At 67.2% G+C, this 25,494-nt stretch carries 33 protein-coding genes; 13 read left to right on the top strand and 20 right to left on the bottom strand.

What is annotated here, in order from left to right:
• Window positions 1–126: 126 nt before the first annotated feature.
• The gene (locus AC1MGR_RS12365) at window positions 127–426 is read right to left on the bottom strand and encodes a hypothetical protein (protein WP_480231767.1); all 300 of its coding nucleotides are present in this window, start codon (window positions 424–426) and stop codon (window positions 127–129) included.
• 327 nt (window positions 427–753) lie between these two features.
• Between AC1MGR_RS12365 and AC1MGR_RS12360 the strand changes: the two genes are divergently transcribed.
• Window positions 754–1,014: a PepSY domain-containing protein gene (locus AC1MGR_RS12360; RefSeq protein ID WP_480231766.1), complete on the top strand. Its 261-nt coding sequence runs from the start codon at window positions 754–756 to the stop codon at window positions 1,012–1,014.
• Window positions 995–1,426 (top strand): hypothetical protein, encoded by a 432-nt coding sequence (locus AC1MGR_RS12355; RefSeq protein ID WP_480231765.1) that lies wholly within the window; start codon window positions 995–997, stop codon window positions 1,424–1,426. The genes AC1MGR_RS12360 and AC1MGR_RS12355 overlap by 20 nt, the downstream gene beginning before the upstream one ends.
• A gap of 388 nt (window positions 1,427–1,814) precedes the next feature.
• Here the strand turns inward: AC1MGR_RS12355 and AC1MGR_RS12350 are convergent, their stop codons facing one another.
• The 5 genes from AC1MGR_RS12350 to AC1MGR_RS12330 all read right to left on the bottom strand — a co-directional run bounded on the left by AC1MGR_RS12350 (window position 1,815) and on the right by AC1MGR_RS12330 (window position 4,810).
• Window positions 1,815–2,633, bottom strand: coding sequence for a universal stress protein (locus tag AC1MGR_RS12350; RefSeq protein ID WP_480234782.1), 819 nt, complete (start codon window positions 2,631–2,633; stop codon window positions 1,815–1,817).
• A 34-nt stretch (window positions 2,634–2,667) separates the two neighbouring features.
• Entirely contained in the window at window positions 2,668–3,702 is a 1,035-nt protein-coding gene (locus AC1MGR_RS12345; protein WP_480231764.1) for a glucokinase, read from the bottom strand.
• A gap of 18 nt (window positions 3,703–3,720) precedes the next feature.
• Window positions 3,721–4,080: a c-type cytochrome gene (locus AC1MGR_RS12340; protein WP_480231763.1), complete on the bottom strand. Its 360-nt coding sequence runs from the start codon at window positions 4,078–4,080 to the stop codon at window positions 3,721–3,723.
• Window positions 4,077–4,454, bottom strand: coding sequence for an SPW repeat protein (locus tag AC1MGR_RS12335; protein WP_480231762.1), 378 nt, complete (start codon window positions 4,452–4,454; stop codon window positions 4,077–4,079). The genes AC1MGR_RS12340 and AC1MGR_RS12335 overlap by 4 nt, the downstream gene beginning before the upstream one ends.
• Window positions 4,455–4,570: 116 nt before the next feature.
• Window positions 4,571–4,810 (bottom strand): biotin/lipoyl-containing protein, encoded by a 240-nt coding sequence (locus AC1MGR_RS12330; protein ID WP_108040745.1) that lies wholly within the window; start codon window positions 4,808–4,810, stop codon window positions 4,571–4,573.
• A gap of 210 nt (window positions 4,811–5,020) precedes the next feature.
• Between AC1MGR_RS12330 and AC1MGR_RS12325 the strand changes: the two genes are divergently transcribed.
• From AC1MGR_RS12325 to AC1MGR_RS12300, 6 genes are all read left to right on the top strand, one after another.
• The gene (locus tag AC1MGR_RS12325; protein WP_480231761.1) at window positions 5,021–5,653 is read left to right on the top strand and encodes a potassium channel family protein; all 633 of its coding nucleotides are present in this window, start codon (window positions 5,021–5,023) and stop codon (window positions 5,651–5,653) included.
• The gene (locus AC1MGR_RS12320; protein WP_480231760.1) at window positions 5,641–5,850 is read left to right on the top strand and encodes a hypothetical protein; all 210 of its coding nucleotides are present in this window, start codon (window positions 5,641–5,643) and stop codon (window positions 5,848–5,850) included. The genes AC1MGR_RS12325 and AC1MGR_RS12320 overlap by 13 nt, the downstream gene beginning before the upstream one ends.
• 273 nt (window positions 5,851–6,123) lie before the next feature.
• Window positions 6,124–7,464, top strand: coding sequence for an NRAMP family divalent metal transporter (locus AC1MGR_RS12315; RefSeq protein ID WP_480231759.1), 1,341 nt, complete (start codon window positions 6,124–6,126; stop codon window positions 7,462–7,464).
• A 566-nt stretch (window positions 7,465–8,030) separates the two neighbouring features.
• The gene (locus tag AC1MGR_RS12310; RefSeq protein ID WP_480234781.1) at window positions 8,031–8,678 is read left to right on the top strand and encodes a BON domain-containing protein; all 648 of its coding nucleotides are present in this window, start codon (window positions 8,031–8,033) and stop codon (window positions 8,676–8,678) included.
• A gap of 85 nt (window positions 8,679–8,763) precedes the next feature.
• Entirely contained in the window at window positions 8,764–9,573 is an 810-nt protein-coding gene (locus AC1MGR_RS12305) for a universal stress protein (RefSeq protein ID WP_108040594.1), read from the top strand.
• Window positions 9,574–9,617: 44 nt separating this feature from the next.
• On the top strand, window positions 9,618–10,676 hold the full coding sequence (locus AC1MGR_RS12300) for a linear amide C-N hydrolase (protein WP_480231758.1): 1,059 nt from the start codon (window positions 9,618–9,620) through the stop codon (window positions 10,674–10,676).
• 41 nt (window positions 10,677–10,717) lie between these two features.
• Here the strand turns inward: AC1MGR_RS12300 and AC1MGR_RS12295 are convergent, their stop codons facing one another.
• From AC1MGR_RS12295 to AC1MGR_RS12275, 5 genes are all read right to left on the bottom strand, one after another.
• Window positions 10,718–11,578 (bottom strand): universal stress protein, encoded by an 861-nt coding sequence (locus tag AC1MGR_RS12295; RefSeq protein WP_108040598.1) that lies wholly within the window; start codon window positions 11,576–11,578, stop codon window positions 10,718–10,720.
• A 19-nt stretch (window positions 11,579–11,597) separates the two neighbouring features.
• Window positions 11,598–11,894 (bottom strand): c-type cytochrome, encoded by a 297-nt coding sequence (locus tag AC1MGR_RS12290; RefSeq protein WP_480234780.1) that lies wholly within the window; start codon window positions 11,892–11,894, stop codon window positions 11,598–11,600.
• 44 nt (window positions 11,895–11,938) lie between these two features.
• Window positions 11,939–12,754 (bottom strand): universal stress protein, encoded by an 816-nt coding sequence (locus tag AC1MGR_RS12285; RefSeq protein WP_108040600.1) that lies wholly within the window; start codon window positions 12,752–12,754, stop codon window positions 11,939–11,941.
• Window positions 12,755–13,209: 455 nt separating this feature from the next.
• Window positions 13,210–13,857: a BON domain-containing protein gene (locus AC1MGR_RS12280; RefSeq protein ID WP_108040602.1), complete on the bottom strand. Its 648-nt coding sequence runs from the start codon at window positions 13,855–13,857 to the stop codon at window positions 13,210–13,212.
• Window positions 13,858–13,888: 31 nt separating this feature from the next.
• Complete coding sequence (locus AC1MGR_RS12275) at window positions 13,889–14,089, bottom strand: hypothetical protein (protein ID WP_108040604.1); 201 nt, start codon at window positions 14,087–14,089, stop codon at window positions 13,889–13,891.
• Window positions 14,090–14,222: 133 nt separating this feature from the next.
• Here AC1MGR_RS12275 and AC1MGR_RS12270 point away from each other — a divergent pair, with 133 nt between their 5' ends.
• The 3 genes from AC1MGR_RS12270 to AC1MGR_RS12260 all read left to right on the top strand — a co-directional run bounded on the left by AC1MGR_RS12270 (window position 14,223) and on the right by AC1MGR_RS12260 (window position 18,207).
• On the top strand, window positions 14,223–16,784 hold the full coding sequence (locus tag AC1MGR_RS12270) for a phosphoketolase family protein (protein ID WP_480231757.1): 2,562 nt from the start codon (window positions 14,223–14,225) through the stop codon (window positions 16,782–16,784).
• Window positions 16,781–17,890 carry an acetate/propionate family kinase gene (locus tag AC1MGR_RS12265; protein ID WP_480231756.1) on the top strand — a complete coding sequence of 370 codons (1,110 nt, stop codon included), beginning with the start codon at window positions 16,781–16,783 and terminating at the stop codon, window positions 17,888–17,890. Before AC1MGR_RS12270 ends, AC1MGR_RS12265 begins: the two co-directional genes overlap by 4 nt.
• Before the next feature lie 116 nt (window positions 17,891–18,006).
• On the top strand, window positions 18,007–18,207 hold the full coding sequence (locus AC1MGR_RS12260) for a polyhydroxyalkanoate synthesis regulator DNA-binding domain-containing protein (RefSeq protein ID WP_480231755.1): 201 nt from the start codon (window positions 18,007–18,009) through the stop codon (window positions 18,205–18,207).
• 304 nt (window positions 18,208–18,511) lie between these two features.
• On the opposite strand, the gene AC1MGR_RS12255 is transcribed toward AC1MGR_RS12260, so the two are convergent.
• From AC1MGR_RS12255 to AC1MGR_RS12230, 6 genes are all read right to left on the bottom strand, one after another.
• Window positions 18,512–18,988 carry a hypothetical protein gene (locus AC1MGR_RS12255; protein WP_181259780.1) on the bottom strand — a complete coding sequence of 159 codons (477 nt, stop codon included), beginning with the start codon at window positions 18,986–18,988 and terminating at the stop codon, window positions 18,512–18,514.
• Between the two features lie 11 nt (window positions 18,989–18,999).
• Window positions 19,000–19,650, bottom strand: a complete 651-nt coding sequence (locus AC1MGR_RS12250) for a BON domain-containing protein (RefSeq protein WP_108040612.1) — start codon at window positions 19,648–19,650, stop codon at window positions 19,000–19,002.
• A 49-nt stretch (window positions 19,651–19,699) separates the two neighbouring features.
• A complete protein-coding gene (locus AC1MGR_RS12245) occupies window positions 19,700–20,047 on the bottom strand; it encodes an ATPase inhibitor subunit zeta (protein WP_480231754.1) in 348 nt (115 codons plus the stop codon).
• A gap of 152 nt (window positions 20,048–20,199) precedes the next feature.
• Window positions 20,200–20,892: a helix-turn-helix domain-containing protein gene (locus AC1MGR_RS12240; RefSeq protein ID WP_108040614.1), complete on the bottom strand. Its 693-nt coding sequence runs from the start codon at window positions 20,890–20,892 to the stop codon at window positions 20,200–20,202.
• A gap of 116 nt (window positions 20,893–21,008) precedes the next feature.
• The gene (locus AC1MGR_RS12235) at window positions 21,009–21,233 is read right to left on the bottom strand and encodes a hypothetical protein (RefSeq protein ID WP_108040616.1); all 225 of its coding nucleotides are present in this window, start codon (window positions 21,231–21,233) and stop codon (window positions 21,009–21,011) included.
• 95 nt (window positions 21,234–21,328) lie between these two features.
• A complete protein-coding gene (locus tag AC1MGR_RS12230) occupies window positions 21,329–21,697 on the bottom strand; it encodes an SPW repeat protein (RefSeq protein ID WP_108040618.1) in 369 nt (122 codons plus the stop codon).
• 254 nt (window positions 21,698–21,951) lie between these two features.
• On the opposite strand from AC1MGR_RS12230, the gene AC1MGR_RS12225 reads away from it, so the two are divergent.
• Together AC1MGR_RS12225 and AC1MGR_RS12220 are read left to right on the top strand one after the other, a co-directional pair.
• Complete coding sequence (locus AC1MGR_RS12225) at window positions 21,952–22,263, top strand: phasin family protein (protein WP_108040620.1); 312 nt, start codon at window positions 21,952–21,954, stop codon at window positions 22,261–22,263.
• Between the two features lie 144 nt (window positions 22,264–22,407).
• Window positions 22,408–22,599 carry a hypothetical protein gene (locus tag AC1MGR_RS12220; RefSeq protein WP_480231753.1) on the top strand — a complete coding sequence of 64 codons (192 nt, stop codon included), beginning with the start codon at window positions 22,408–22,410 and terminating at the stop codon, window positions 22,597–22,599.
• Between the two features lie 178 nt (window positions 22,600–22,777).
• Here AC1MGR_RS12220 and AC1MGR_RS12215 read toward each other — a convergent pair whose 3' ends face one another.
• The 3 genes from AC1MGR_RS12215 to AC1MGR_RS12205 form a co-directional block, all read right to left on the bottom strand.
• Complete coding sequence (locus tag AC1MGR_RS12215) at window positions 22,778–23,176, bottom strand: response regulator transcription factor (RefSeq protein ID WP_108040622.1); 399 nt, start codon at window positions 23,174–23,176, stop codon at window positions 22,778–22,780.
• An 88-nt stretch (window positions 23,177–23,264) separates the two neighbouring features.
• Window positions 23,265–23,873 carry a response regulator FixJ gene (gene fixJ, locus AC1MGR_RS12210; protein ID WP_108040624.1) on the bottom strand — a complete coding sequence of 203 codons (609 nt, stop codon included), beginning with the start codon at window positions 23,871–23,873 and terminating at the stop codon, window positions 23,265–23,267.
• Window positions 23,863–25,413, bottom strand: a complete 1,551-nt coding sequence (locus AC1MGR_RS12205) for a PAS domain S-box protein (RefSeq protein WP_480231752.1) — start codon at window positions 25,411–25,413, stop codon at window positions 23,863–23,865. Before AC1MGR_RS12205 ends, fixJ begins: the two co-directional genes overlap by 11 nt.
• Between the last annotated feature and the right edge of the window lie 81 nt (window positions 25,414–25,494).

Below are 25,494 nucleotides of genomic sequence, written 5' to 3'. Positions count from 1 at the left end.
GCGGGACCTCGACCGTCTCGTTACGGAGGCGAAGGCCCAGACGGTCGCCTTGGCGCTGCCCGAGGAACGCCTGCGCTTTACACAAGAAGCCGGACGCATCGGTTCCTGGACCCTGGATTGTTGATTTCAGACCTGGGCGACGATCCGGGACATGTCGACGTCGCCCCGCTTGTATCCAGGCCGCGGTGCCTCGGATGCCTCATCATGGAGAATCGCCAAGGCCCGTGCCTCGTCCAGGCGAAGCATCTTCCAGCCCGTTCGCCGTCCGCTCGTGCTGCCGCCCCGCACCTGCCAAACCCGCATCACCGCGTTGCCGTCGCGCGTGTACCCGCAGGCATGCACCTCGACCACCCGGGCATAGCCATCGTACCGCACTTCCAGGCAACGCCCCATTGTCAGGGCCTCCTGCGCCATCTCCATCCTCATGCAAACCTTCTCGTCACCACCTTCCCGCTGGCGTAACGCGTTCCGCCAAACGTTATCCGATACGCGATCCCCTCGGAGTCGCATCCTAACCGGCCCGTACGGCGGCCCGCTCGGCGGTCGCCTGCCACGGAACCTGATCGCTCCGTGACAGACAATTAGCCTGGCCCGACACCGGGAGTGGCCATTACGTTTGAAACACTGAATACATCCCGAGGGCGCCGTGACCGGTAGCCGCACCAAATTTTGCGTAGAGCATCGACAATGCTCTATTGTACAACAGATACCGCAGTCTTGATCTGCGGCGAACATCTATCTCAGGAGTAGAATATGACCAAATTTTCGATGTTGACCTGCACGGTGGCGCTTGGCGTATGCCTTCACGGTGTCGCCCTGGCTGACCAGCCGGGGCCGGATTGGATGCCCCTGGATCAGGTCAAGCAGAAGCTCATGTCGTCCGGTTACACCTCGATCACCAAGATCGAGGCTGACGATGGTCACTGGGATGGTGAAGGCATGAAAAACGGTAAAGCAATGCAGTTCGACCTGGACCCTAAGACCGGCGATATACTTGGAGAAGTGGAAAAATGAGATCATAGGTCTCACCGGTTTCCGAGCGATCATCGTATCCATGCTGCGAAAGGCCGGCGATGCGGTCGCGTATTTTGATCAGGGTCAAGGCGTAAGTACCTCCTCGAACCATACTGAAAAAAGCTGTCCCCCTGGCGGCAGGGGCATCTCAACGGGCGATCTTACAATGCCCAATGACCATGATCAGTCGCTGGACACGGCTTCGAACGGGCACGGAACCCGTTACACTTGCTTTTTCCTGCTGTGCAACGGACACTGGTCCGACGCTCGGGACATCTTCGCGATGGACGACGTTGAAGCGCTCGGCATCGCAATCTTGATGGCCGACGACAAACACTTCGAATTGTGGGATGGGATCCGCCTCGTTCACTGGCCAACGGATGGGCTTCACCGAGGCGGAATTAACGTCTGACGTTGTTTCGCGTCGAGCCAAGAACGGCATCAAATCAGGACTTGGGTGCATCTCAGGCCCGGCGACGGGCCTGTGCCTCCAAGCGGCGCATCCGCGCCCTCGTCTGCCGGGAGTTGGGTACCACGCCACGATGGGCATCAGGTGCACCATCTACCTCCGGCTTGCTGCGGCGCCCGCAAGCATCAAGGGACGATCTCAGGCGGCATCCCGCCAGGAATGCCCAGGGGCTCGTTCGCCGGCGGAATGCCCTCGGGCTCCCAGGTCGGCACGCCCAAGGGCTCCGGCAGGGGATCCTGGCCCGGCTCGGGCGGGAACGCAGGAGACGGTGGCGGGAAACTCGGCTCGGGGTGTTCGGGGTTGCCCGGGTTGGACATGAGCGGACTCGCGATCAATGGGACATCAGGCAGGAAACGGGGCCCTTCGACAGGAGGTCGCGCGTGACTCCGCCGAAGAACCATTCGCGCAGGCGGCTGTAGCCGTAGGCCCCCGTCACGATCAGGTCCGCGTCGAATTCGCTGGCTGCCGACCTAAGATCGTCGGCGACGGTCCATCTCGGGGGCTTCACGACGTGCGCGGTCGCGTTGACATCGTGCAGGGTCAGGAATGCGACGACGTCCTCGATCTCGGACCGATCCTCGCCATCGGCGATCTGCAACACCTGGACGTCTTCGGCCCGCCGCAGGAACGGCAGGGCGTCCGAGACGGCCCGGCACGTCTGAAGTGTGTTCTTCCATCCCAGGATGACACGCCGCGCCTCCAGATGCTCGACGCCTGGCGGGACCACCAGGACGGGCCGGCCGCAGCCCATCAGCACGTCGCCGATGCCGACCACCATTCCCGGGGATACGGCTTCATCATCCGCATATCGGCCGGCGACGATCAGGTCCGATGCCCGTGACTGCTGCTCCAGGAAGGGAACAGGGGCGGTCAGGTCGGAGCGCCAGGTGATCCGGTCGTTCAGGCAGGAGGCCTGCCGGAAGACCTGCTCAACGCCCGCCAAACGGTCGAGGGCGGCCTGCCGGATCTCCTCGATGGCCATGCCGGCTGGAACGATGGTCTCGCCGAAGCCCTGCGGATACTCCGGCAAGCAGCCGGCCGCCCCCACTAGACGCGCGCCGAAGCGGTGGGCGAGTTCCGCGGCGAGACGGACCCGCCCTGATGCATGGCGGCCGTCATCGACCGCGACCATGAGGCTTGCATAGGACACGGGGTTCGCTCCTGGGCTCGACCGCGAGAGGCCCTCATTTTGCGGCGGGCGTCGGTGCAGGACCTTGATCTGCCTCAACCCTGCGCCAGTCCTGGCCGGGGAACAGGAAGCGGTCATCCGCCCGGAGGAGCTCCGCCAGTCCATCGATGGCGGGCTCCGGACGGGTCATGACGAAGCGCGGGACGGCGCACATCGCCTCATGGAAGGGCGGCTTGTGCTCGAAGGCGGCATGGAAGGCGTCGCCCTGCAGGTCCGCGATGATCCGCGGCGCGATCCCGCCGGCCAGGAAGACGCCTCCGGTCGCCCCGAACATCAGCGACAGGTCGCCAGCGAAGCGGCCCAGAAGGCGTGTAAACTGTTCGACCGCCTCGCTCGCGACCGCGTTCGTCGCCCTGCCGTCAAGGACCTCCGCCGGCAGGCGCCAGCAGACCTCCGCATCGCGTGCCGCCGCAAGTGCCCGTGCGATCCTTACAAGCCCAGGACCGGACAACAGGGTCTCGGCCGTCAGCCTGCCCCCCGACGGCATCAGTCGATGCCATGGCAGGCCGTCATCTGGCTCGCAGGGTCCGAACCCAGTATGCCCGGCCTCCGTCGTCTGGATCAGGTAACGCTCGCCTACCGGGATCAGGGACGCCGCGCCGAGGCCAGTCCCCGCTCCGATTACGAGGCGGGTGCCCGTGCCGGCGACCGGTGGGCCGATCCGCACCAGTTCGGCGGGGTCGGCCGAGTCCAGAATCGTGAGGGCCGCCGCGAGGGGCACGTAGTCGTTGACCACCCGCACCGCATCCAGGCCGAGCGCGATGCCGATCTCAGCGAGGTCGAACCGCCAGGGCGCGTTGGTCAGGCGCGTTACGCCGCTCCCGACCCGGCCCGCGACGGCGAGGAAGGCGGCGCAGGGCCTAACCGTGCCGGGCCGATCAAGATAGGACCGGACCGCCTCCAAAGGCCCTGGGAAACCTGCCGTCGCCGCCTTCCAAATCGGCGTCGGGTCTGCGCCTGGCCGTGGCAGGATGGCGAAACGGGCGTAGGTGCCGCCGATGTCGGCCAGGAGCACGGGAAAGGGAAGCATCGCTCTCGATCTCCGGCCTCACGGCCTTGCGGGCTCCGCCGTCTTGAGGCTGAGGACGTAGTCGATGACCGCATCCAGCTCGTCCCGGTCCAGTCGCACGCTCGGCATCCATTGATGGTGGCTTTGCAGGAAGACGTTGAGCGCCACGCCCGTGGTCGACGGCATGGCGGCGATGGTCCGGAAGTCCGGCCCGACGTGTACGCCTTCCTGTAGCTCCTTGCCGATGACGTGGCACCGGCTGCAAAGCTGCGCGGCAACGGTCCAGCCCTGGATGCGGTGATCCTCATCCGGGCCGGCAGCAGCCGGGAACGTCATGGCGAGCATCGCCAATCCCGCCAGGGCGAGGATGCCGGCTAGGGGTGATGACGCTCCGGTCATGGCTTCCTCGCCAGCTTGAGCCAGGCCAGCGCGGACGCGAGGGTCACGCCACCGAGCATCACGTGGGCCCAGGTCGCGACATCGTTGGCGGCGAACCCGAGCATCCAGGGGGCCAGCAGCGTCCATGCCCCGATGAGCGCGATGGCACGCTCCAACACGGCGCGGAAGCGAAGCTGGTTGGCAGTGGACAGCCCGAAGACCAACAGGCCCGGCAGGAGCGCGGAGGCGCCGGGGCGGCCATGGTCGATAAGGAGGAGGACCCACGCGGCCAGCACCAGCGCGGCGCCGGTCGCGTGCTGCAGGGCGCCGAGCAGGATCTCGTCCGTCCGCCATCCCGACGGCGAGGGACGCGCGTGCAGGTTGGATCGAGCCATGGGACGCCTCCGACCGGTACCCGCGACAACATTCGCCGCGGCTCGCTCCCGTCATCCTCTCGCCTCCCGGGCCGGCCGACCTTGATCTCCCTCAAAGGTCCGGTCGCCGCGCGGCGTCAGGAATGAACCTCGGCAATGATGCATCCCGGGTCGACGACCTCGCTGGCTGGCGCAACCACTTCCAGGCGTCCCCCGACCGGTGAGACGATGTCGTGGAGCGCTTCGCCGATCCGGACGGCGGCCACGGCTTCCCCGGCCCTCACCCTGGCCCCGTCCTCGACGAGCCAGCGCTCCAGAATACCCTCGGGCAGCATTCCGGTGGACCACAGATCCTCGGATACGCGAACGTCCGGCATGGCCGGCCTCCCTTGCTGACGCACGCCCGGGATTGGGGCGCATCCACCAGGAGGCGGCAAGGGATCGGGTCACGCGTTGATCTGGATCAGGGCCCGCTGACCTCCGGACTAGAAAGCTGGTGCGGGCGTCCGAGGCTGCTTTGAGGCAGGTCAAGGCGACCGTCGCAGTGCGGGGCATGCTCCTCCCGGGTTCCTTCCCGGGCTAACCACATGCTTCTCGCCATGGCCGCCAGCGTCGTCCTCGTCACCACCACCATCCTAGTGCTGTACGAGGTACTGCGCCTGACCTCCGAGCACCTGGCGGAACTTCCGATCCCGCCGCGCGCCCGCATCCTCGTGGTGGTGCTGGCGGCCTTCGTCGGACACACGGCGGCGGTGTGGATCTACGCCTGTGCCTACTGGCTGCTCGTCCTCCAACTCGGCAACGGCGCCTTCGCGGGCGTGCCGGTCACCACCTTCGAGGACTGCCTGTACTTCTCGGTGGTCACTTACACCACCCTTGGCTTCGGCGACCACTTCCCCGTCGGGCACGCTCGCCTGATCTCCGGCGTCGAGGCGCTGAACGGCCTCTTGCTGATCGGCTGGTCGGCCTCATTCACCTATCTCGCGATGGAGCGGTACTGGCCGCTGCACGGCAAGGCCCATGCCCATCGGGCGGCCTCCTCCGGCCCCCACGGGTCGCCTAGTTTGCCAAAGCGCACCCGCTTCTACCCACACGCGGGGGCCGGGTTTGCGGCAGATCAAGGCGACCATCCGATTTCAGCCTCAACTCCGCTCGCGAAGGACGAGACGATGTCTCGTCATGGGAGGACGGAGGCGATCCGACGAGGATGTTCCTGGTGACGTTCCACAAGCACGTCGGCGACGATAGCGGCCATGAGCGGCGCGCGCTCCAGCATCAGGTCCTCGTTCCGGCCCTTTCGAGGGTCTCTGCCATTGCAGCGGGGCAAACGCTGTTCTGCGAGGCCAATGGCCTCGTCGACTGGCGGCTACAAGCCGATGCCTGCGACGCCGCGGAAGTCGAGGGTGAACTCACCTGACCGATTTCCGAGGGGTCGAAGGGTGTTCACACAAAACCAAGCCGAGCTTGCCAATTCGCATGGTTAGGCATGGGCCTTCACCGATTCCCACACCTACGCCCTCCTGCCGGATGCTCGATGTCCCCGCGTCAGAAGTCCATTCGGAGCAGGGCCCGGGACTCGATGAACGGCAGGAAGGGATACGACGCGAGGACACGCATGCCGCCCGGCCGCAGGCGCGCTCGCTGCCGTCGCGTCCGTCGCAACGCCCGTATCGACCGAAAGGCCAAGTGAATGAGTGTCCAGGTTCGCGTCCTGCCGACAGATGCCGAACCCGACGATCCGGAGGGCCTGAGCGCTGCCGTCGGCCCATCGAAGCCACGCCTCCTGGGTGTCCTTGGACCAGGGCTCATCACCGGCGCCTCGGACGACGATCCCAGCGGCATCGCCACATACGGACAGGCCGGGGCGCAGCTCGGCTACGGCCTGTGCTGGACCATGCTGTACAGCCTGCCCCTGATGGCCGCCGTGCAGATGGTCTCGGCGCGGATCGGGCGTACCACCGGCCACGGCATCGCCGGCGTGCTGCGCCAGCACTATCCGAATGGTCTCTTGCAGGCCGTGGTCATGCTACTGCTCTTCGCCAACGTCCTGAACCTCGGCGCGGATCTCGGGGCGATGGCCGACGCCCTGAACCTGCTGCTGCCGGGACCACGCTGGCTCTACGTCGCGCTGTTCGCAGGGACCTGCGTCTACATGCAACTTGTTCTTCAATACACCCGCTACGTCTCGGTCCTCAAATGGCTGACTTTGAGCCTGTTTGCCTATCTCGGCGTGGTCATCTTCGCCCATGTCTCCTGGTCCGAACTCGGATGGGCCATGGCCGTGCCGCGCCTCGACGGCAGCGGGGCGAGCCTGACGACCCTGGTGGCGATCTTCGGCACCACGATTAGCCCCTACCTGTTCTTCTGGCAGGCGGCGGAGGAGGCCGAGGACTTGCACGCCTTTCCGCGGCGGCGCGACCTCGCGCATGCCCCCGAGCAAGGAGAGGCGGCCCTTCACCGGATCCGGGTCGATACCCTCGTCGGCATGACGTTCTCGAACGTCGTCGCCCTGGCGATCATGGTGACCACCGCCGCGGTGCTGCACCCGCGCGGCATCACCGACATCCAGACCTCGGCCCAGGCCGCGGAGGCGCTCCGCCCCATCGCCGGTCCCCTCTCGGCCGGCGTCTTCGCCCTCGGGATCATCGGGACCGGGCTCCTGGCGGTGCCGGTCCTGGCCGGCTCGGCCGCCTACGCGGTCGGCGAGGCACAGCGCTGGCCTGTGGGCTTCGGCCGGCACCTGCTGGAGGCCCGCGCCTTCTACGGCACGGTGGCGCTCGCTACTATCGTCGGCATGATCATCAGCCTGGGTGCCGTCGACCCGATCCGGGCACTCTACTGGAGCGCGGTGGTCAACGGCGTCATCGCGGTGCCGATCATGGCCGTGATGATGCTGGCCGCAGCCCGCACCGATATCATGGGGACTTTCGCCATTCGCGGGCCGCTTCGGTGGCTTGGCTGGGTCGCCACCGCCTGCATGCTGCTCGCGGTCGCCGCGATGCTGCTAAGCGCGGTCCTTCCGTTGCGGTAGATCAAGGCCGGACCGGCCCGCAGGCCCAATCTTAGGCGCTTCCAATATTGGAAGGGCGCGCCATGCCGGGAAACGATCCAGCCTGCAAACCCGTCGTGCTCGTCGCCGAGCCGCAGGCGCTGGCGGCCATGTGGCTGGAAGACATCCTGACCGATGAAGGCTACGCCGTCGCAGGTCCCTACGCCTCCTGCGACGCGGCCCTGGAAGGGCTGGTAAGCAGCGAGCCGGCCTTCGCGGTGGTGAGCGTCGACCTGCAGGAAGGACCCTGCTTCACCCTCGCCTGTGCGCTGCGCCGGCGCGGCATCCCCTTCGCGATGTTCTCGGGCTCCATCCCGGTTCCGCAGGCTTTCGGCGACGTCCCGATGCTTGACCGGCCCTGCCTGACCGATGCTGTCGCACGGGCTGTCAGGATGGGCCGCTTGGCGGAGGGGGACCAGGCGGAGTGCTGGGAATGCCCAATGGAGGACAGGATCCGAGCCGGGGTGCCCTTTGCGCTGGATCAATGTCCGCCGGCTTGCGGGGGCCAGGATACGTCGCCGAACCCTCCTCATCCAAGGAATTTCCCCATGAGCGACAAGATCCTGCGACAGAGCATCATCGATGAGATCGACTTCGAGCCGAGCATCGAGGCGGCCAATATCGGCGTGGCCGTCGACAACGGCATCGTCACGCTCACCGGGCATGTCGGCAGCTACGCCGAGCGGATGGCGGCCGAAAAAGCAGCCCGGAAGGTGCGCGGCGTCCGCGGCGTGGTCGAGGAGATAAAGGTCCGCTTCGCCGGCGAGGCGCTGCCCCGTGACGAGGACCTGGCTAAGCGCGCCGTGCAGATGCTCGACTGGTCCGTCACCGTTCCGCCGAACGCCATCCAGGTAGGGGTGCAGGACGGCTGGATCACGCTCACGGGCGAGGTTGCGTGGCAGTACCAGAAGGAGGAGGCCCAGGCCGCCCTCAAGCGCCTCGGCGGCGTCTCCGGCATCATCAACATGATCGAGGTCAAGCCGCGGGCGAGCGCCACGGACGTACGCTCGAAGATCGAGGCGGCGCTCAAGCGCAACGCCGAGGTCGAGGCCGACCACATCACGGTGTCGGTCAAGGGCGACACGGTCACGCTCGATGGGTCCGTACACGCCTGGTACGAGCGCCGGCTCGCCGAGAACGCCGCCTGGTCCGCCTCCGGCGTGCGCTCCGTCGTGGACCACCTGACGCTCGCCTGAACCACCGACCGGGACCGGCCCAAGCCCCGGTTCCGGTCGCTCGTCGGATCGCACCTCGACATCCCCATTCCGTGTGAGGTCTTCCATGTCCTACGCAAGCATCATGGTCGCGGTCGACCTCGGCGAGCATGCGCACGACCGCATCCGCCTCGCAGGGCATCTCGCCGACGATTTCCACGCCGGCCTCATCGGAGTCGCGGCCGAGATGCCGGCCTACGAGGCCGTGCCGGTCGGTCCGACCTTGGGAGGGGGCTACTGCATGGCCTCGGTGCAGGAGGCGGTCCTGGCCGACCTCAAGAGCGCGCATGCGGCCTTCGACGAGGCCGCCCATGGCCGGAGCCGCATCGAGTGGCGCTCGAACCTCGACTTTCCAAACGCCTTCCTCGCGCGCCAGGCCGTCGCTGCCGACCTCATCGTCCTCGGCAGGGACGATGAGGGAAACCCGCTCATGACGGTCGATCCGGGTAGCGCCGTCATGCAACTCGGCCGGCCCGTGCTCGTGGTGCCTCCCATGGTTGACCATCTCGACGCCCAGCGCGTCGCCATCGGGTGGAAGAACACCCGCGAGGCGCGCCGCGCTGTTCGGGACGCCCTACCGTTCCTGAAACGGGCCTCGCACGTCGTCGTGTTGTCCATCGACGACGGAACGGGTGCGGCCGAGTCCCAGGCCGCCGTCCGCTTCCTCCAGGCCCACGACGTTCATGCCACAGCGGTACAGAGGGATGCCTACGGCGCCACGACCGCGGAGGCGCTGGTCGACGCGGCCTCGGAGCAGGCGGCCGACCTGATCGTCGTGGGTGGCTACGGCCATGGCCGCCTGCGCGAGTGGGCTTTCGGCGGCGTCACCCGCGACCTGCTCGCCGGCTGTCCCGTCTGCTGCCTGATGAGCCACTGAACATTCCTCGCATCGCCCGTGTCCTCGGCGACAGGAGTATCCCGATGCCGATAACGCGAACGCATTCACACCTCGCCGCTCTCATGGCGGTGATGGGAGCGACGGTCCTCTCCCTGAGCGGGGCGGCAGCCTGTTCGCGCTTACTCTGGAACGACAATGGACTGGCCATCCTCGTCGGCCGGACGATGGACTGGCCGGAATCGACCGAGCCGACGCTGATGGTCCTGCCCCAGGGCATGAACCGTGATGGCGCACGTCTGGGAGCGGTCGAGGTTGTCCCGGAGAATGGATTGCGGTGGACATCGCTGTACGGAAGCCTGGTGACCACGATCTACGGCCTCGGGACGGCCGACGGCCTTAACGAGCGCGGACTTTCCGCGCACATGCTGTTTCTCCAGGGAACCGATTTTGGGCCGCGCGATCCTGCCAGGCCGGGGCTGCAGGCGGGCCTGTGGGCACAATACGTCCTCGACAACGCCGCTACGGTGACGGAAGCCCTCGCCCTGCTCGAAACGGTGCAGTTGGTGATGGTGGAGACGCACGGAACCAAGACGACCGTGCATCTCGCCCTTGAGGATGCCGGCGGGGATTCGGCCATCGTCGAGTACGTCGGCGGCAAGCCCCTGATCCATCATGGCCGGCAGTACCGGATCATGACGAACGACCCGCCCTACGACGAGCAGCTTACGCTCCTGCAGGCACGGGATTTCTCAAGGCCGAGCAGCGACACGTCCGTTCCTGGCAACGTGAACCCACGGGACCGTTTTCAGCGAGCGGCCTACTTCAGCGCGATGCTGCCGGCGCCGAGGACGGACCGGGAAGCGGCCGCAGCCATGTTCGCCATCATCCGTAACCTGTCGGTCCCGTTCGGTGCGCCCTACAAGGGGTTCGGCATCTACAATACCGAGTATCGGACGGTCGCCGATCTCTCCAACAGGCGCTACTTCTTCGAGCTGACCACGAGCCCGAATGTCATTTGGGCCGATCTTGCGACATTCGCCCTGACGCCCGGCAGCCCGGTACTGGCGCTCAATCCCGATAGCATCGACTTGTCCGGCAACGTGTCCGCCCGGTTCGCGAAACGCGCCTACGCACCGTTCTGAGCGCGTCGGGCCGAAACCCTGGCCTGGGGTTAGTGCATCCATCAATGCGCCATGAGGATCGGCAGGCGGGCATTCTCGATGACGTGGCGGGTGACGCCTCCGAGCAGGAACTCGCGCACGCGGCTATGGGTGTAGGCCCCCATCGCGAGCATGGAAGCATCCCGAGCCTCGGCCTCCGCAAGGATGGCGGCACCGACCGAGACGCCCTCCTTCACCGGCAAGGTGACCGCATCCGCCACGATCCCGTGCCAGCGAAGGTATCCGCACAAGTCCGCCGCGCCTGCCTCCTCGAAGCTCCCCGTTCTCGCGTGAAGCACGGTGACCCGCTCGGCCTCGCGCAGAAGGGTGATGGATTGCCCGATCAGGCGCGTCGCCTCCAGGCTGCCGTTCCAGGCTATCACCACGTGGTACAAGGGATCGTACGTCACCGGTTCGCCGATCATCAGGGTCGGCCGCCCGACGGAAAAGAGGGCGGTGTCGAGCGCGCGCCCCGTAAAAGGTTGCGCGGGATCGGGCCGTTCGACGACGACCAAGTCGTTGACGCGCCCGACGCGCGTCAGGAGCGGTTCGACCTCTCCCGAGAGCTCGCTCCAGGTCACGAAGGTGGCGTCGAGCCGCTCGCCCGAAGGCATGAACGCTACCTTCCGCTGCGCGCACCAGGCCTGCATCGCCGCCTTTCCGGCGTCCGCGGCCTCGCGCACGCCCTGCTCGATGGCCGTGATGGTCGCGCAGTCGACGGGCACCAGGCTAGCCATGCTGGCCAGCACATGCTCCGGCCCGGGCGCCATGAAGCTCACGCCAATGTGGGCGTGCAGGCGCTGGCTCAGACGCAGCGCCGTGTCCATGCGGCGGGTCGGGTCGATCCCTGGGGCGGTCGGGACGAGGAGGCAGCGCAGGAACATCGGGGATCTCCGGGCAGGCTCAGCGCTCAAGCGACTTGAGGTAGGCGATCAGGGCGTCCGCCTCGTCCGGTCCGAGCCGGAACTCGGGCATGGTCGGGTGTCCGGTCGTGATGCCCTCGGCCAGGGCCTCGTCGAGGTCCTCGACAGGGTAGCGGGTATGCAACGTGCGGAAGGGGGGCGCCTCTTGAAGTGGGCTCGCACCAAGTCGTCCGACGGCGTGGCAACGCGCGCAGTTCGTCAGGGCGATGGTCTCGCCCTGCTTGACCCGCCGGTCCCAGGCGGAGGCGGACGTACCCGGAAAGACCGCGGTGAGCATGATCGTGACTGCACCGAGGCTGCGAAGGCGGCCGAGGTGGAGCATCAGTGGCTCATCAGGCAACAGAGGGAAGTGATCTGAAGGACGTCGCGGGTGGCCCCGCCGAAGATCCATTCGCGCAGCCTGGTATGGCCGTAGGCGCCCATGACGACGAGGTCGGCGTCCTCACGATGCGCGAACCGCAGGATCTCCTCGGACGCGCCGACGGTGGGGCTCGGCAGCAGGTGGGTGGTGACGGTGACGCAATGGCTCGACAGGTAGGCGGCCAGGTCCTCGGCGCCCTCCCGATGCGCGCCCGCTCCCACCACCACGACATGGACGGCATCGGCCCTGGTCAGGAACGGCAAGGCATCGTGGACCGCACGACGTGCCTCACGCGTGTCCTTCCAGGCCACGACGACCCGTTTCGCCGTAAGACGTTCGATTCCGGGTGGCACGACGAGAACGGGGCGGCCGACCTCCATCAGGAGCGCGCCGGCCGAGACGCCCATCAGCCCGGGATCACCGTCGGCCGGTCCGTGGCGCCCCACCACCACCAGATCGGCGGCACGCGCCTGCTCGATCAGGTAGGCCGTCGGTTCGGCCAATGCGGCACGCCAAGCCGTCCGGACGCCGCGGTCGGCCTCTCGCTCGAACAAGGCCTTCGCCTCGGCGAGATGTTCGTTCGCGCGACGGTCCTCGATCTCGTAGATGCGCTCCGCCTCGCGGACGTCGTTGACGGCGATGAGGGCGGGCACCTGTCGCGCGGCGACGCCGATCACCCTGGCCTCGAAGCGCCCGGCGATGCCCGTGGCGAGCTGGACCCGGTCGGCAGCCGCGGCCCCAAGATCGAGGGACACCATCACGTTCGAGATCTTCATGCCTGCCTCCCCTGGACGAGATGTCTCGACCTGATGCGGGCATCCTGTCCGGTGCTTGCCTGCCGGGCCTTGATCCATCTCAAGGAAAGCCTCGTTGCCATCGGCGCCCGCTTGCCCGGGGGCCCGTCGATGACGATGACTAATCGCGAAGGCGGGACTGCAGGGTGGCCGGAGCGGAGCCGAGCCCACCCGCGACGACCGATTGGACGACTCGGAGCAGAGCCTCGATGTCTATCGGACTGTCCGCCTGCGTGCCTCGCTGCCGACCTGCCTTGGCCGCCTTCCTCCGTCTTCCCAGCTTGGCGCCGATCCAACGTGGCAGCAGGCGCCCAGGCTTGCGCCTCGGAACCCAGCATCCATGATCCTTGGCAACCATTCCACCTCTCCCCCGTGACCGTCAGGAACCTCGACGGCGCAGGGCGTCGCCCGCATCGGTCGATCTTCGGGGTGGTCGCCTACCAGGCCAGCGTCAGGCGGTCCTCGACGGCATGGACGCCCGGGATCGACCAAGCCGCACGCTCGGCGAGCTCGCGCTCCCGCCAGAGGTCCACGCATCCGTCGAGGACAACCGTGTCGCCCTCCACGCGCACCGTGATGCCGTCGGGGTCCCGCGCCGTCCGCTTCAAGGCCGCGAGCACCTTCGCCTTCACGTCGGCCGACCGCACCGGCGGCTTGACCGCGAGAAGGTTCAGCACTTCGCGAACGCCCGCGAGCTTCGCCACCGCGGCTTGCGCCGCCGCCCGCTGGTAGTACCAGGGCACGCAGCCATCGAGAGTGACGCAGCCATCCTCGACCTTGACCTCGATCGTCTCGTCCGGGACCTGGACGTTCCAGGCCAAAACCTTCACGACGCGGGCGGCGAGTTCCTCGTCGCCGGTCCTCTCGTCGGCGGGGTAGCGGACCTCAATCTCCTCGACGACGGCCCGGACCCCACGGACGCGCTGTGCGATCCTTTCGGCGGCGACCTTTTCGGCATAGGTGGCGACGTGGCCGGACAACGTCACGATGCGGTCGCGAACGGCCACGCCGATATGGGCGGCGTCCACCTTCGGATCGAAGTCCAATTCCTCCAGCACGTGCTGGCGCAGGGTCCTGTCATCCATCGTCGTCCTCCGTTCGATCCCACGCAGGGCCTCAAAGCACCAGCCACAGCAGCGCCGGCGTGACCAGAGAGGCCAAGATCGCGAGGCCGAGGGCCTGCAGGCTGCCGATGCTTCGGTAGCGATAGCCGTCCGTGACCACCGAGGGCGCATCCGTATTGTGCGCCTGGAGTGTGACCGGCACCCGGACATGCCGGACCGACCGGACGTAGGTGGATCTCATGACCAAGGTCATTGCCGGCTCCCGTTCTCGGTTACGGGAACCATGATGACCGTCGGACCAGAGATGGCCTTGAGATGGATCAAGGCCGTCCGGCTTTGGGCCGCACACACTAGAAGGGAGATCTGAGGCTCGCCTGGAGACCGGCATGGAACTGACACCCAGACGGGACGAACACCGCGTCCACCCCCGGCATGATCACCTGGAGGGCTTGGCGTTCGTACCGGGTCCCCTCGGACCGGACGGGCTGCAGGACATCGACGCCTACTGGCGCGCCGCGAACTACCTGTCCGTCGGACAGATCTACCTGATGGACAACCCGCTCTTGCAGGAATCCCTGAAGGTCGAGCACCTCAAGCCGCGGCTTCTCGGCCACTGGGGCACGACGCCGGGGCTGAACTTCATCTACGCCCACCTGAACCGGGTCATCCGGATGCGTGACCTCGACATGATCGCGGTCTGGGGGCCAGGACACGGCGCGCCGGGCCTTGTGGCCAACGCCTACCTGGAGGGCACCTACAGCGAGGTCTACCCGGACGTCGCACAAGACACCGAGGGCCTGCGCCGGCTCATGCGCCAGTTCTCGTTTCCCGGCGGCATCCCGAGCCATGCCTCGCCGGAGCTGCCGGGCTCGATCCACGAGGGCGGCGAACTCGGCTATTCCCTGGCACATGCGTTCGGGGCCGCACTCGACAATCCTGGCCTGATCGTCACTTGCGTGGTGGGCGATGGCGAGGCCGAGACGGGCCCGCTCGCCGCTTCCTGGCACGCGAACAAGTTCCTGGATCCCGCGACGGATGGCGCGGTTCTGCCGATCCTACACCTCAACGGCTACAAGATCGCCAACCCGACGATCCTCGCCCGGATGCAGGAAGCCGAGTTGCGCAGCCTCCTGGTGGGCTACGGCTACGAGCCGGCCTTCGTCGAAGGTGACGACCCGGCCCGCATGCACCAGGCCATGGCAGCGGCGTTGGATGCCGCCCTGGACGACATCGCGGAGATCCAAGGCTCCGCACGGGGCGGGGAGGTCCAGCGTCCGCGCTGGCCGATGATCGTGCTGCGCAGCCCGAAAGGGTGGACGGGGCCGAAGGTCGTCGACGGCAAGGCCGTCGAGGGGACCTGGCGCTCGCATCAGGTGCCCGTCGCCGCGGTCCGGGAGAACTCGGAGCATCGGGCCATCCTGGAGCGGTGGCTGCGCTCCTACCGACCCGAGGACCTCTTCGATGAGCGGGGGCGCCTGATCGGCCGCTTGGCGGCCCTGGCTCCGACCGGCGAGCGACGCCTCTCTGCCAACCCGCAGGCCAATGGTGGCCGGTATGCCCAAGCGCTCCGACTGCCGGACCTGCGCCGGTACGAGGTCACGGTGCCGAGCCCCGGCACGGCCACGGCCGAAGCGACGCGGGTGCTCGGAACGTTCCTACGCGACGTTCTCACTCTGAACGACGAGGCCCGCAACTTCCGCATCATGGGCCCGGACGAGACCGCCTCGAACCGCCTCGACGCCGCCTTCGAGGTCACGAACCGGGTCTGGCAGGAAGCGCTCCTGCCCGGCGACGACCATCTCGCGCGTCATGGACGGGTGATGGAGATCCTGAGCGAGCATCTCTGCGAGGGCTGGCTCGAAGGCTACGTCCTCACCGGGCGCCATGGCGTGTTCGCCTGCTACGAGGCCTTCATTCACATCGTCGATTCGATGGTGAACCAGCACGCCAAGTGGCTGAAGGGCGTGCGCGCGCTCCCCTGGCGCCGCCCGGTGCCCTCGCTCAACATCCTGCTCTCGTCCCACGTCTGGCGGCAGGACCACAACGGCTTCAGCCACCAGGATCCGGGCTTCATCGACTTCGTGGCCAACAAGCGCGGGGACACGGCCCGCATCTACCTGCCGCCGGATGCGAACACCCTCCTGTGCATCATGGATCACTGCCTGCGCACCTACGACCGCATCAACGTGGTGGTGGCCGGCAAGCAGCCCGCCCAGCAATGGCTCAGCCTGGATGACGCGGCCAAGCATTGCGCGGCCGGCGCCTCCATCTGGGACTGGGCCACGAACGAGGGCGAGGCCGAGCCCGACGTGGTCATGGCCTGTGCCGGGGACGTGCCGACCCTGGAGACGCTGGCGGCCGTGGACTGGCTGCGCCGGCATGTCCCCGAGTTGCTTGTCCGGGTCATCAACGTCGTCGACCTGATGACCCTGGCCTCGCGCGGGATGCACCCGCACGGTCTCGACGACGCGACCTTCGACGGCCTGTTCACCCACGACCGGCCGGTTGTGTTCGCCTACCACGGCTATCCCTGGCTCATCCATCGCCTGACCTACAAGCGGACGAACCACGCGAACTTCCACGTCCATGGCTTCATCGAGGAAGGCACGACGACCACGCCCTTCGACATGTGCGTCCTGAACAGGCTCGACCGCTTCCATCTCGCGCAGGCCGCCCTGCGGGCCGCACCGCGGCTGGGGGCCCGGGGGGAGCACGCCCAAAAGGCCCTCCGAGAGGCGTTAGCGACCCATCGCGAACACGTCTGCCGGACCGGGGACGATCTGCCGGCCGTCCGGGACTGGGTCTGGCCCGAGAGTCATGCGGACGCGCACCTCGACCGCCGCATCGAGGTGGATATTATGCAGTGCGGCTCGACAGGTGCACGCGAGATTGACCAGGACGAGTTCGAGACCGGTGTTCGGCTTCCCGAGGCGGACCATCAGCGATGATCCTGGTCCTCAATGCAGGGTCCTCCAGCTTGCGTTGCGCCCTGTTCCAGCCAGGTGCGGACGGGCCGGACTGGCGAGCGCACGTCGCCGACATCGGAAACGAGCCGAGGCTCGCGGTCGATGGCATCGCCCAAGACGACACGCCGCCCCCGGCAGGGGACCATGCAAAGGTCGCCCGATGGCTGCTCGGACGGCTGCCCGCCGCGCCGACCGCGGCAGGCCACCGCATTGTCCATGGCGGCATGCGCTACGCCGCGCCGCTGGGCCTCGATGCCGAGGTCGTTGCCGAACTGGAGACCCTGATCCCCCTTGCGCCGGCCCATCAGCCCCAGGCCTTGGCATGCATACGAACGGTGACGGAAACCTGGCCCGACCTGCCTCAGGTCGCCTGTTTCGACACCGCCTTCCACCGCACCCAGGACCGGCTCGCCCAGCTCTACCCCCTTCCGCGGCCCCTCATCGACGAGGGCTTCGTCCGCTTCGGCTTCCACGGCCTCTCCTATGCACACGTTGCCCGGATCTGTCCTCGGGGCCGGGTGCTCGCCGCCCATCTCGGGCACGGGGCGAGTCTGTGCGCAATCCGGGATGGGTCGAGCGTCGCCACGACGATGGGCTTCACCACCCTCGACGGCCTGATGATGGGGACCCGCAGCGGGTCCGTCGATCCAGGTCTCATCCTGCATCTAATCCGCGAGCGCGGCCTGTCGCCCGATGCGGTGGCAACGATCCTCAACGAGCGGTCGGGCCTCCTCGGCGTCTCGGGGATCAGCGACGACGTGCGGGTGCTGGAGGCCAGCGGTAATCTGCAGGCGCGGGAGGCGCTCGACCTGTTCGCCTACCGGATCGTGCGCGAGGCGGGCTCGCTGATCGCGGCGCTCGGTGGCCTCGACACCCTCGTGTTCACAGGGGGGATCGGCGAGCACGCCGCCCGGGTCCGCGCTGCCGTCTGCCATGGACTGGCGTTCGCTGGCATCACCGTCGACGCAGACGCGAACACCCGCGATGAGGCAGTCATCGGCGACCGATCCTCCACCGTGCAGGTCCGCATCGTCCCCTCAGACGAGGAGCGTGAGATTGCCTGCCTAACCGAAGGCTTGATCCACTAGCGCCGCGACCGCGAGGCGACCAGGGACACGGCTATTGCGCGTTCAAGGCCTACAATTTAATTATTACAGATAAGATCTAACGTATCGTCGGAGACGGCAGGCGCCGCGCATTCGAGATGATGCCCAACAAGAAGTCCTCGCCCATTCGGCACCTCAGACGGTATGGCGGATGCAGGCTTTACGACCCCGAGACCCGAGCCTACCTGGCGCCAGACGACTTGCAGCGGCTGATCCGACGGGGCGTCAGAGTCAGCGTGCGCGAAGTCGACACGGGTCAGGACGTGACCGACGAGGTCGTTCCGCCTGATCTTCAGTGAGAGCCGAGCGGAACGCAGACCGGACTGGCGGCGCGTTGCCGCTCACGTTGGTTCCGATGGGTTGCATCCGAGGCTTAGGGCGACAGCCTTCGACACCGTGTGCTGTCCCCTTTCGCGTCAAGACCGGCAGTGTCCGTCTCAGTGACCGCCGGCTCGATCCATCGGAACAGAAACCGGTCCACCTCACTGGCCCAGGCGAGCGGCAGGTCCAGCCACAGGGTACGCCATACGACCAGTCACGCAGCCTCTGTCAGGTCGAGATCGGACCGCGGACCCATCGGGGAGAAAGGCAAGGCCATCGGAGTCATGTCCGACATCCCGCACTTGCGGGGACGACACGGGTGACCATGAACGTGCGGTAGATCCCGTCGTCGGCGTCGCGGATCGAGACGTACTCTCCCGGGACGAAGGCGTGCGTACCGAGGTGATAGCCCGGCTCGTCGTCCTCGTTCGTCCAATCCTCGTAGTCGATCAGCCAGGTGGCACCGCCAGCCCCGCCGGCTCGGTGGACGAGGCGACCGTCACGGTCGCGCTTCCCGGCCCAGAAGTGGCGCACGCGGCACGTGTCGCGGGTCTCGCGCCAGAGGCCGGCATCGAGGTGGCCATCAGGCCCGAGCGGCGCGACCATCTCGTAGCCTCGTGCCACGCTGCCGTCCGGGTACTCCGGGCAGCGGGCCAGCGTCAGGGTCACCCGATGCAGCATGGCTGGCAGGGCATGCTTTCCAGGAGGCTTGCCGTGCCGCTGCCGTGAGGGGGCGGGTTCCTGTGTCCCATGGGTCATGTCATGTCTCCTCAGCGCAGGGCGACGATGTGGTCCACGACGGTCCGGACGCCCGGTACGGACCAGGCCGCCCGCTCGGCGGCGTCCCGTTCGATGCCGACCGTCACGGCTCCTTCAAGCGTGACCTGGTCGCCTTCGACGCTGACCTTGATCGCGTCCGCCTCAAACAGGGCGTTCCGCCGGAACGCTTCCAGGATCTTCTCCTTGACGGCCGTCGGTCGCACCTCCGGCCTGACCTCAACGAGGTTCGAGACGCCGGCCACTCCGGACAGCTTGCGGACCGCCGCCTCGGCGCCCATCGCCTGGTACTGCCAGGGCACCGCACCGGTGAGCGTGACCCAGCCCCTTGCGACCTTCACCTGGATTGCATCCTTGGGGAGATGGACGGACCAGTCGATGATGGCCAGGGCCCGCGCCGCGATCTGGTCGTCCTCAACGGCTTTCGCGTCGGGAAGGCGCACCTGGATCTCCTGGGCGATGGCGCGCACGCCCTTGACCCGCTTGACCGCGCGCTCGGCCTCGACCTTCTCGGCATAGCTGCCGACATGCCCCGTCAGGGTCACGACGCCATTCGAGACCGCGATGCCGATATCGGCCGCATCCAGGCTGGGGTCGAAGTCAAGTTCGTCGAGCACGTCGCGGCGAAGGTCCTTGTCGGTCATGGCGTCTCTCCCGTTTGCTTTTCTAAAGGCCGGACGAGGATGGGGTGCCTCAAGCGGAGGAGCCTTGATCCAGCCCAAGACCGACGCGCCCTTCGGCGCGAACGAGAGCGATGCAGCGCTCCAATTCCCTGCGCAGGCTTGGGAGAGGCTCGTCGATACCGCAGGCCCGGAAGTCCGCCTCAAGGCGGGCGAGCAGGGCTTCGTCGTTGGCGACGACGGCTTCTTCGGTGAAAGACGTGACGTAGCCGGAGGCAGCATCCCCGGTCAGCCGCATCCGCTCAGAGGCCCAGGCCGCGAGCAGGCGATTGCGACGAGCACGCGCCCTGAAGCGCTGGTCCTCCTGGTGGGCGAAACGGCTCTCGAAGGCCCGTTCGCGCTCGTCGAACGTCGTGTTCATCGGATGCCTCACGCATAGGGCCATGTCGGGTTCAGGGCGAAAGCCAACCATCAGTCTCAACCCGCCGTGGGCAGGCGCCTTAATGCAGATCAATGTCTGGGTGTGCGGCTCCCGGTCTGTCTGCCGAGGCTTCCCGAATTCGATCCAGGCTATCAGTCCTCGACCATGCGGCGCATCCGGCCACGGCGGAGGGTGACCTGCCGGCCTCCCGTGCGCAGCAGGGCACCCTCGCTTTCCAACTGCGAGATCGTGCGCGAGACGGTCTCGATGGTAAGGCCGAGATAGTCGGCGATGTCGCGGCGGGTCATCGGCAGGTCGAAGGTGCCGGTGCCGCCCAGGCGCTCGTCCACGTCGATGAGAAAGGCGGCGACGCGCTCCTGGGCTGAGCGGCGCCCGAGAAGCAGCATGTGGTCCTGGGCGTGGCGCAGGGTGTCCGTCGCCATGCCCCAGAGGTGGCACGCTACCTCGACCCGGCCCGTGGCGGCGCGCTCGACCTGCCGGCGCCGGTACATGAGGACCTTGGTGGCCGAGAGCGCCTCTGCCGTGTGCCGGTGGCTCTCGCCCTGCTCGAAGCCGAACAGGTCGCCGGGCAGGTGGAAGCCGGTGATCTGCCGACGACCGTCACCCAGAACCTTGTAGGTGCGGGCCGCACCCGCGACGACCTTGTACACGAACTCGGCCTCCTCGCCCTCGCCGTAAATCTCCTCCTCGCGGTCGTAGGCGAAGGGTGTTCCGATGAGCTCGGGGCAGTCGGCGAAAAGGCCACCCTGGTGAAGGCCTGCGACGGGAGCGCGGAGGCACGCAGCGGCAGGGGAGATGTTCGGCTGTGCGGTCTCGGGCGCCATTGGTCTGCTCCTCGTCCGGATCGGATAAGAGGACAATGGCCGGCATGGGGATGCCGCGATATTCCGGCCGCTCTCTTAAGGGGACCTACGTAGGGGCCATCACGTATGCGCGGCATTCAGAAGATGGGGGCCGCCCCGAACGCCCAACCGGCCACGGGGTCGGGAACCGAGATCAGGCCGCTGCGGGCAGCGAGGAGGGAGGCGAGCGCCGTGGCGAGGGCGTAGGCCGACAGGCCCAGCACGAGCGTGATGCAATCGGCGTGGAAGCGGAGGGCGTGAATCGAGGCGCAGCCCGCGGTGAAGGATGCCGCGATGGCGAATGCGAGAGGATCGAAGGGCATGGCCCCGCTCCGAATGGGCCTTATGAGGGCCCACGTCTGGGTCGCGCCGAAGGGGTCGCGTCGCCACGACCGTTCCCCGGTGACCGGGGGATCGATCAGACGGAGTACGCTTCCGGTGACCGGTACAGCCGGCGAAGCTCGACCCCGGCCAGGGCGGCCACGGCAAGCCCGACGACGACATGGGCGGCCGTGGCGAGTGGGGCGTCCGCGAAGCCGAGGAGCCATGGGGCGAGTGCCGCCCAGATGCCGATGGTGAGGTTGAGGTACTCCTCCCAATCGTAGGACTTACTCAAGGCGAGCATCCCGACGACGGCGATGGCGCCGCCACAGGCGTAGGCGTTGAGCGCCGCAGCGGATTCGTTGGCCAGTTCCAGGTACCAGGGCGCCAGGAACAGGATCAGGCCGAGGAAGACGTTCAATCCGTTCAGGACCGCGTCCTCGGCTCGGTTGTCGATGGTTCGCATGTGCCTCTCCTGTAGGAGCAAGCGGCAGAACCTTCGCTGCCGTTTATCGGCAGAGCATCTCAGACGGCGAAGTCAAGGCATTGATCTGGCTCAAGCCAGAACCATCGTGAAATGAGCGCTATGAGCGTGGCTTTTACTGGGGCTTGGTGGAGGGCATCTCTGTTCGGGTGCACGGATTGTCCGGTTTGATCTGGATCAAGGTTTCCCATCGGGGATGCGCCACCCTGTCGGAACTAGCATCACAGAGAGGTCCCATGCATTCCGGACACACGATCCACCCCCACGCTCCTGCCGAGACCGCCGAGACCATCGGAGCTGGCCTGAATGCGTGGCGCACCCTCGCCATCGACCTGCCCTTGCGCCTTGCCGCGGAGACGATGCGCTTCACCGGTCGCCGCCTGCAGGCTCAGGCGGACCACCTCGCGGCCCTGGCCCGATGCGGCTCGTTGAAGGATGCGGTCGAGCTTCAGACGACGTTCGCGACCAAGGGACTGTCGGACTACCGAATGGAGGCGACGACCTTGTCGCAGGACGTGACCCGGGCAGCCTTTCCGAAGGCAGCTTGACTTGCTCCGCCGGGGCCGTTCGCGACCCTGGCGACCCTCGTGATCCGACAGACCCAAGCGGGGTGCGCGATGCCGGCGACAAGCCCTTTGCCGACCCGCTATCAAGTGTTCCAGCATCGGCGACAGCCGGGGCTGTGTTGCGCCGTGCGCGAGACCATGCTGATCCCGAGCTTCGTCCGCCCGGGGATTTGGGATTTCGGCGTGAACGTATGCGACGACGACAACCTGCCGTTCGGCTTCCAGCCCGCGCCGGCCCGAGAGGCCACCTCGGCGTTCGGGTTCTACCTCTTCCACCATGTCTGCGAGAGCCTGTCCCCTAGGCATATGCGTCCCTGAACGTCACCGTTTCCCGGGACACGGCGGGTTGCCCTGCATGGCTGCGACGGACCATCCGGACAGGTCTGACTGAAGGAAGCCAGCGGCGGTTGAAGCCATCCCACCGCACCTTCACCACGGGACGGCCCGCGCGAACTCCTGCATCCACGATCCCCCGGAGCGAGCCCCCGGTTCAACGTCAGCGTCGGATCGCGGGAAGCCGAGCGGCGGCGTCGCCACCCATGGCAAGCATGGCCAGGAGCGGCTCGAAGGCAAGCGGCTTCTCGATCAGCGCCAGTCCGATGGCCCTGGCCTTCTGGCGCACGACGGGCGCAGGATCCCCGGTCATCAGGACCGCAGGTGCACGAACATCGGCCGCGCGCAGTTGCCGAAACACCTCGATCCCATCGATGTCCGGCATGACGTAGTCGAGAACGAGGTAGCGAGGCTCGGGCCCCGGGAAGGCGGCCAGTACGCTCCGGCCGTTCGGGAAGGCTTCCACCCGGTGTCCCTCGCCTTCGAGGAGGAAGCAGAGCGAGTGCAGGACCGCCGGGTCGTCGTCCACGACGTAGATGGGGGATGCAAGGTTCGTCGACATGATGATTGATGCGCCAACCGCGGGTCCGAATACCTCAGACCAAAACCTTGGCGTGACGTGCCTGTGCCTGCCTTGACCTGCCTCAACCCTACGCGAGGCCGGCCAGGACCGCCCAGCGAACCAATTCCTGCAGGCTGGCTGCCTGCGTCTTGGCCATGAGCTTGGCACGATAGATCTCGACGGTCCGCGGGCTGATGTCGAGCGTACGGCCGATGTCCTTGCTGGAGCCGCCCGCGACGAGTTGGTCCATCACCTGACGCTCGCGCTCACTCAGGGTCTCGACGCGACGGATGAACTCCTGGAGGTTGGGATCGACGGCCTGGGCTGGATCGCCCCGGTCGAGGGCGGAGCGCAGCGCCTGCAACAACGCCTCGTCGTGGAAGGGCTTCTCGATGAAATCGCAGGCGCCGAGCTTCATCGCCTCCACCGCGAGGGGCACGTCCCCGTGGCCCGTCATCATCACCACGGGAAGCGTGTGGCCGGTAGCCCGCAGGCGGCGTAGCAGTTCCAAGCCGTCGACGTCGGGCATGCGGATGTCGGCCAGGACGCACCCGCGCGCCGGCTTGATCAGCGTATCGAGGAGGTTGGTCCCTGCCTCGTAGAGCGCGACCTCGAAGCCGGCCGTGTCGAGCAGGAATCCGACCGAATCCCGCATGGCCGGGTCGTCGTCCACGACATGCACGAGGCTATGGGGCATAGATTGCGTCTCCCTCGGAGGCTGTCACCAGCGTCAGGCGGAAGGTGGCTCCGCCAGCCGCGTTACGCTCGACCGTGAGCCGGCCGCCATGCGCCTCGATGATGGTGCGGCAGATCGAGAGCCCGACACCCATCCCGCTCGCCTTGGTGGTCACGAACGGCTGGAACAGCCTGTCCGCGACCTCGTCGGCGATGCCGGGGCCCGTATCCGACACCGAAATCTCGACGAACCCTGAGGAGAGTGCATGGGCGTCGACGGCCATCTCGCGCCGTTCTCTGTGCTGCATGGCCTCGCGCGCGTTGCGCATGAGGTTGACCAGGACCTGCTGGACCTGCACCCGGTCGGCCAACACGGCTCTGAGGCCTGGGGCCACGCGGACCTTGGCGACGATGCCCTGCTCGCGAGCGCCGACCAGCGCCAGGGCGCTCGCCTCCTCGATCAGCCGTGAGACCGGCTCAAGCCGGCGTTCCGTTTCGCCACGAGTAACAAACTCCCTGAGGCGGCGGATGATCTGGCCAGCCCGCAGGGCCTGCTCGGCGGTCTTGTCGAGGACCTCGATGGTCTTTGCGATGGCCTCGGGGTCGGGCTTCGCGAGCAGGCGACGGCAGCCCTTGGTGTAGTTCGCGATGGCGCCGAGGGGCTGGTTCATCTCGTGAGCCAGGGTGGACGCCATCTCGCCCATCGCACTCAGGCGCGAGACGTGGGCGAGATCGGATTGCAATTCCTGAAGCCTTGCCTGGGTCCTCTGGTGCTCGGTGAGGTCGTTGATGAAGCCGGTGAAGAACACCTGCTCGCCCGAGCGCATCTCGCCGATGGCGAGCTCCATCGGGAATGTCGTGCCGTCTGACCGCTGGCCCGTCACGACCCGATGGATGCCGATGATGCGGCGCTCCCGGGTTCTCCGGTAGTGGTCGAGGTAGCCGTCGTGCTCGCCGCGCATCGGCTCGGGCATCAACATCCTGACGTTTTGTCCGGTCGCTTCGGCCGCTGTGTAGCCAAAGAGGCGCTCGGCCGCCGAACTAAACAAGAGGATGATGCCTGCTTCGTCGATGACGACCATGGCCTCGGGCACGGTGTCGAGGATTGAACGCAGGTGCGCCTCGCGGGCGCGCAGGTCCGCCTCGGCCTGCTTCTGCAGGTGGATGCTGAGAACGACGCCACGGTGACGCGCCGGTCGGCCATCCCCATCGAGGCTCACGCGTCCGCGCGAGCGCAGCCAGCAGACATGACCGTCCGGTCGCATGATCCGATAGTCGACCTCGTAGCTCCCGCCCTCCCGCAACGCTCCCTGGATGGCATCCGCCCGCGCTTGGCGGTCATCGGGGTGCACCAGGGCCTGGGAGGCCGCGAAGGTGGTCAGTCGCTCCGGCGGAACGCCGAAGAGCCGGGCACAGGTCGGCGTGACCGTGACGCGGCCGGTTGGGATGTCCAGAGACCAGATGCAGATGCCTACATCGTCCAGCGTCTGCCGGAGCTCATCGACGGTCAGCGCTCCGTCCTCGCCTTCGCCAATGCCGGGCGCGTCGCGGGTGTCGATCATCGTTCACACCCGAAGAGGTCGCCGGAGCGGCGGTGCTGGTCTTCACCGGAGACTCCCATATGGAGCCCTCCCTACAAATGC

Source organism: Methylobacterium sp. BI1 (genome assembly GCF_056680125.1).
Note: the sequence above shows the minus strand (reverse complement) of the source record. Positions and strands in the feature narration are given on the sequence as shown.

Excerpts from the sequence above, each read along its gene's own strand:
- AC1MGR_RS12365 (WP_480231767.1), bottom strand. The coding sequence starts at position 426 with ATGAGGATGGAGATGGCGCAGGAGGCCCTGACAATGGGGCGTTGCCTG.
- AC1MGR_RS12360 (WP_480231766.1), top strand. The coding sequence starts at position 754 with ATGACCAAATTTTCGATGTTGACCTGCACGGTGGCGCTTGGCGTATGC.
- AC1MGR_RS12345 (WP_480231764.1), bottom strand. The coding sequence starts at position 3,702 with ATGCTTCCCTTTCCCGTGCTCCTGGCCGACATCGGCGGCACCTACGCC.
- AC1MGR_RS12340 (WP_480231763.1), bottom strand. The coding sequence starts at position 4,080 with ATGACCGGAGCGTCATCACCCCTAGCCGGCATCCTCGCCCTGGCGGGA.
- AC1MGR_RS12335 (WP_480231762.1), bottom strand. The coding sequence starts at position 4,454 with ATGGCTCGATCCAACCTGCACGCGCGTCCCTCGCCGTCGGGATGGCGG.
- AC1MGR_RS12330 (WP_108040745.1), bottom strand. The coding sequence starts at position 4,810 with ATGCCGGACGTTCGCGTATCCGAGGATCTGTGGTCCACCGGAATGCTG.
- AC1MGR_RS12325 (WP_480231761.1), top strand. The coding sequence starts at position 5,021 with ATGCTTCTCGCCATGGCCGCCAGCGTCGTCCTCGTCACCACCACCATC.
- AC1MGR_RS12320 (WP_480231760.1), top strand. The coding sequence starts at position 5,641 with ATGTTCCTGGTGACGTTCCACAAGCACGTCGGCGACGATAGCGGCCAT.
- AC1MGR_RS12315 (WP_480231759.1), top strand. The coding sequence starts at position 6,124 with ATGAGTGTCCAGGTTCGCGTCCTGCCGACAGATGCCGAACCCGACGAT.
- AC1MGR_RS12310 (WP_480234781.1), top strand. The coding sequence starts at position 8,031 with ATGAGCGACAAGATCCTGCGACAGAGCATCATCGATGAGATCGACTTC.
- AC1MGR_RS12305 (WP_108040594.1), top strand. The coding sequence starts at position 8,764 with ATGTCCTACGCAAGCATCATGGTCGCGGTCGACCTCGGCGAGCATGCG.
- AC1MGR_RS12300 (WP_480231758.1), top strand. The coding sequence starts at position 9,618 with ATGCCGATAACGCGAACGCATTCACACCTCGCCGCTCTCATGGCGGTG.
- AC1MGR_RS12295 (WP_108040598.1), bottom strand. The coding sequence starts at position 11,578 with ATGTTCCTGCGCTGCCTCCTCGTCCCGACCGCCCCAGGGATCGACCCG.
- AC1MGR_RS12290 (WP_480234780.1), bottom strand. The coding sequence starts at position 11,894 with ATGCTCACCGCGGTCTTTCCGGGTACGTCCGCCTCCGCCTGGGACCGG.
- AC1MGR_RS12285 (WP_108040600.1), bottom strand. The coding sequence starts at position 12,754 with ATGAAGATCTCGAACGTGATGGTGTCCCTCGATCTTGGGGCCGCGGCT.
- AC1MGR_RS12280 (WP_108040602.1), bottom strand. The coding sequence starts at position 13,857 with ATGGATGACAGGACCCTGCGCCAGCACGTGCTGGAGGAATTGGACTTC.
- AC1MGR_RS12275 (WP_108040604.1), bottom strand. The coding sequence starts at position 14,089 with ATGACCTTGGTCATGAGATCCACCTACGTCCGGTCGGTCCGGCATGTC.
- AC1MGR_RS12270 (WP_480231757.1), top strand. The coding sequence starts at position 14,223 with ATGGAACTGACACCCAGACGGGACGAACACCGCGTCCACCCCCGGCAT.
- AC1MGR_RS12265 (WP_480231756.1), top strand. The coding sequence starts at position 16,781 with ATGATCCTGGTCCTCAATGCAGGGTCCTCCAGCTTGCGTTGCGCCCTG.
- AC1MGR_RS12260 (WP_480231755.1), top strand. The coding sequence starts at position 18,007 with ATGATGCCCAACAAGAAGTCCTCGCCCATTCGGCACCTCAGACGGTAT.
- AC1MGR_RS12255 (WP_181259780.1), bottom strand. The coding sequence starts at position 18,988 with ATGACCCATGGGACACAGGAACCCGCCCCCTCACGGCAGCGGCACGGC.
- AC1MGR_RS12250 (WP_108040612.1), bottom strand. The coding sequence starts at position 19,650 with ATGACCGACAAGGACCTTCGCCGCGACGTGCTCGACGAACTTGACTTC.
- AC1MGR_RS12245 (WP_480231754.1), bottom strand. The coding sequence starts at position 20,047 with ATGAACACGACGTTCGACGAGCGCGAACGGGCCTTCGAGAGCCGTTTC.
- AC1MGR_RS12240 (WP_108040614.1), bottom strand. The coding sequence starts at position 20,892 with ATGGCGCCCGAGACCGCACAGCCGAACATCTCCCCTGCCGCTGCGTGC.
- AC1MGR_RS12235 (WP_108040616.1), bottom strand. The coding sequence starts at position 21,233 with ATGCCCTTCGATCCTCTCGCATTCGCCATCGCGGCATCCTTCACCGCG.
- AC1MGR_RS12230 (WP_108040618.1), bottom strand. The coding sequence starts at position 21,697 with ATGCGAACCATCGACAACCGAGCCGAGGACGCGGTCCTGAACGGATTG.
- AC1MGR_RS12225 (WP_108040620.1), top strand. The coding sequence starts at position 21,952 with ATGCATTCCGGACACACGATCCACCCCCACGCTCCTGCCGAGACCGCC.
- AC1MGR_RS12215 (WP_108040622.1), bottom strand. The coding sequence starts at position 23,176 with ATGTCGACGAACCTTGCATCCCCCATCTACGTCGTGGACGACGACCCG.
- fixJ (WP_108040624.1), bottom strand. The coding sequence starts at position 23,873 with ATGCCCCATAGCCTCGTGCATGTCGTGGACGACGACCCGGCCATGCGG.
- AC1MGR_RS12205 (WP_480231752.1), bottom strand. The coding sequence starts at position 25,413 with ATGATCGACACCCGCGACGCGCCCGGCATTGGCGAAGGCGAGGACGGA.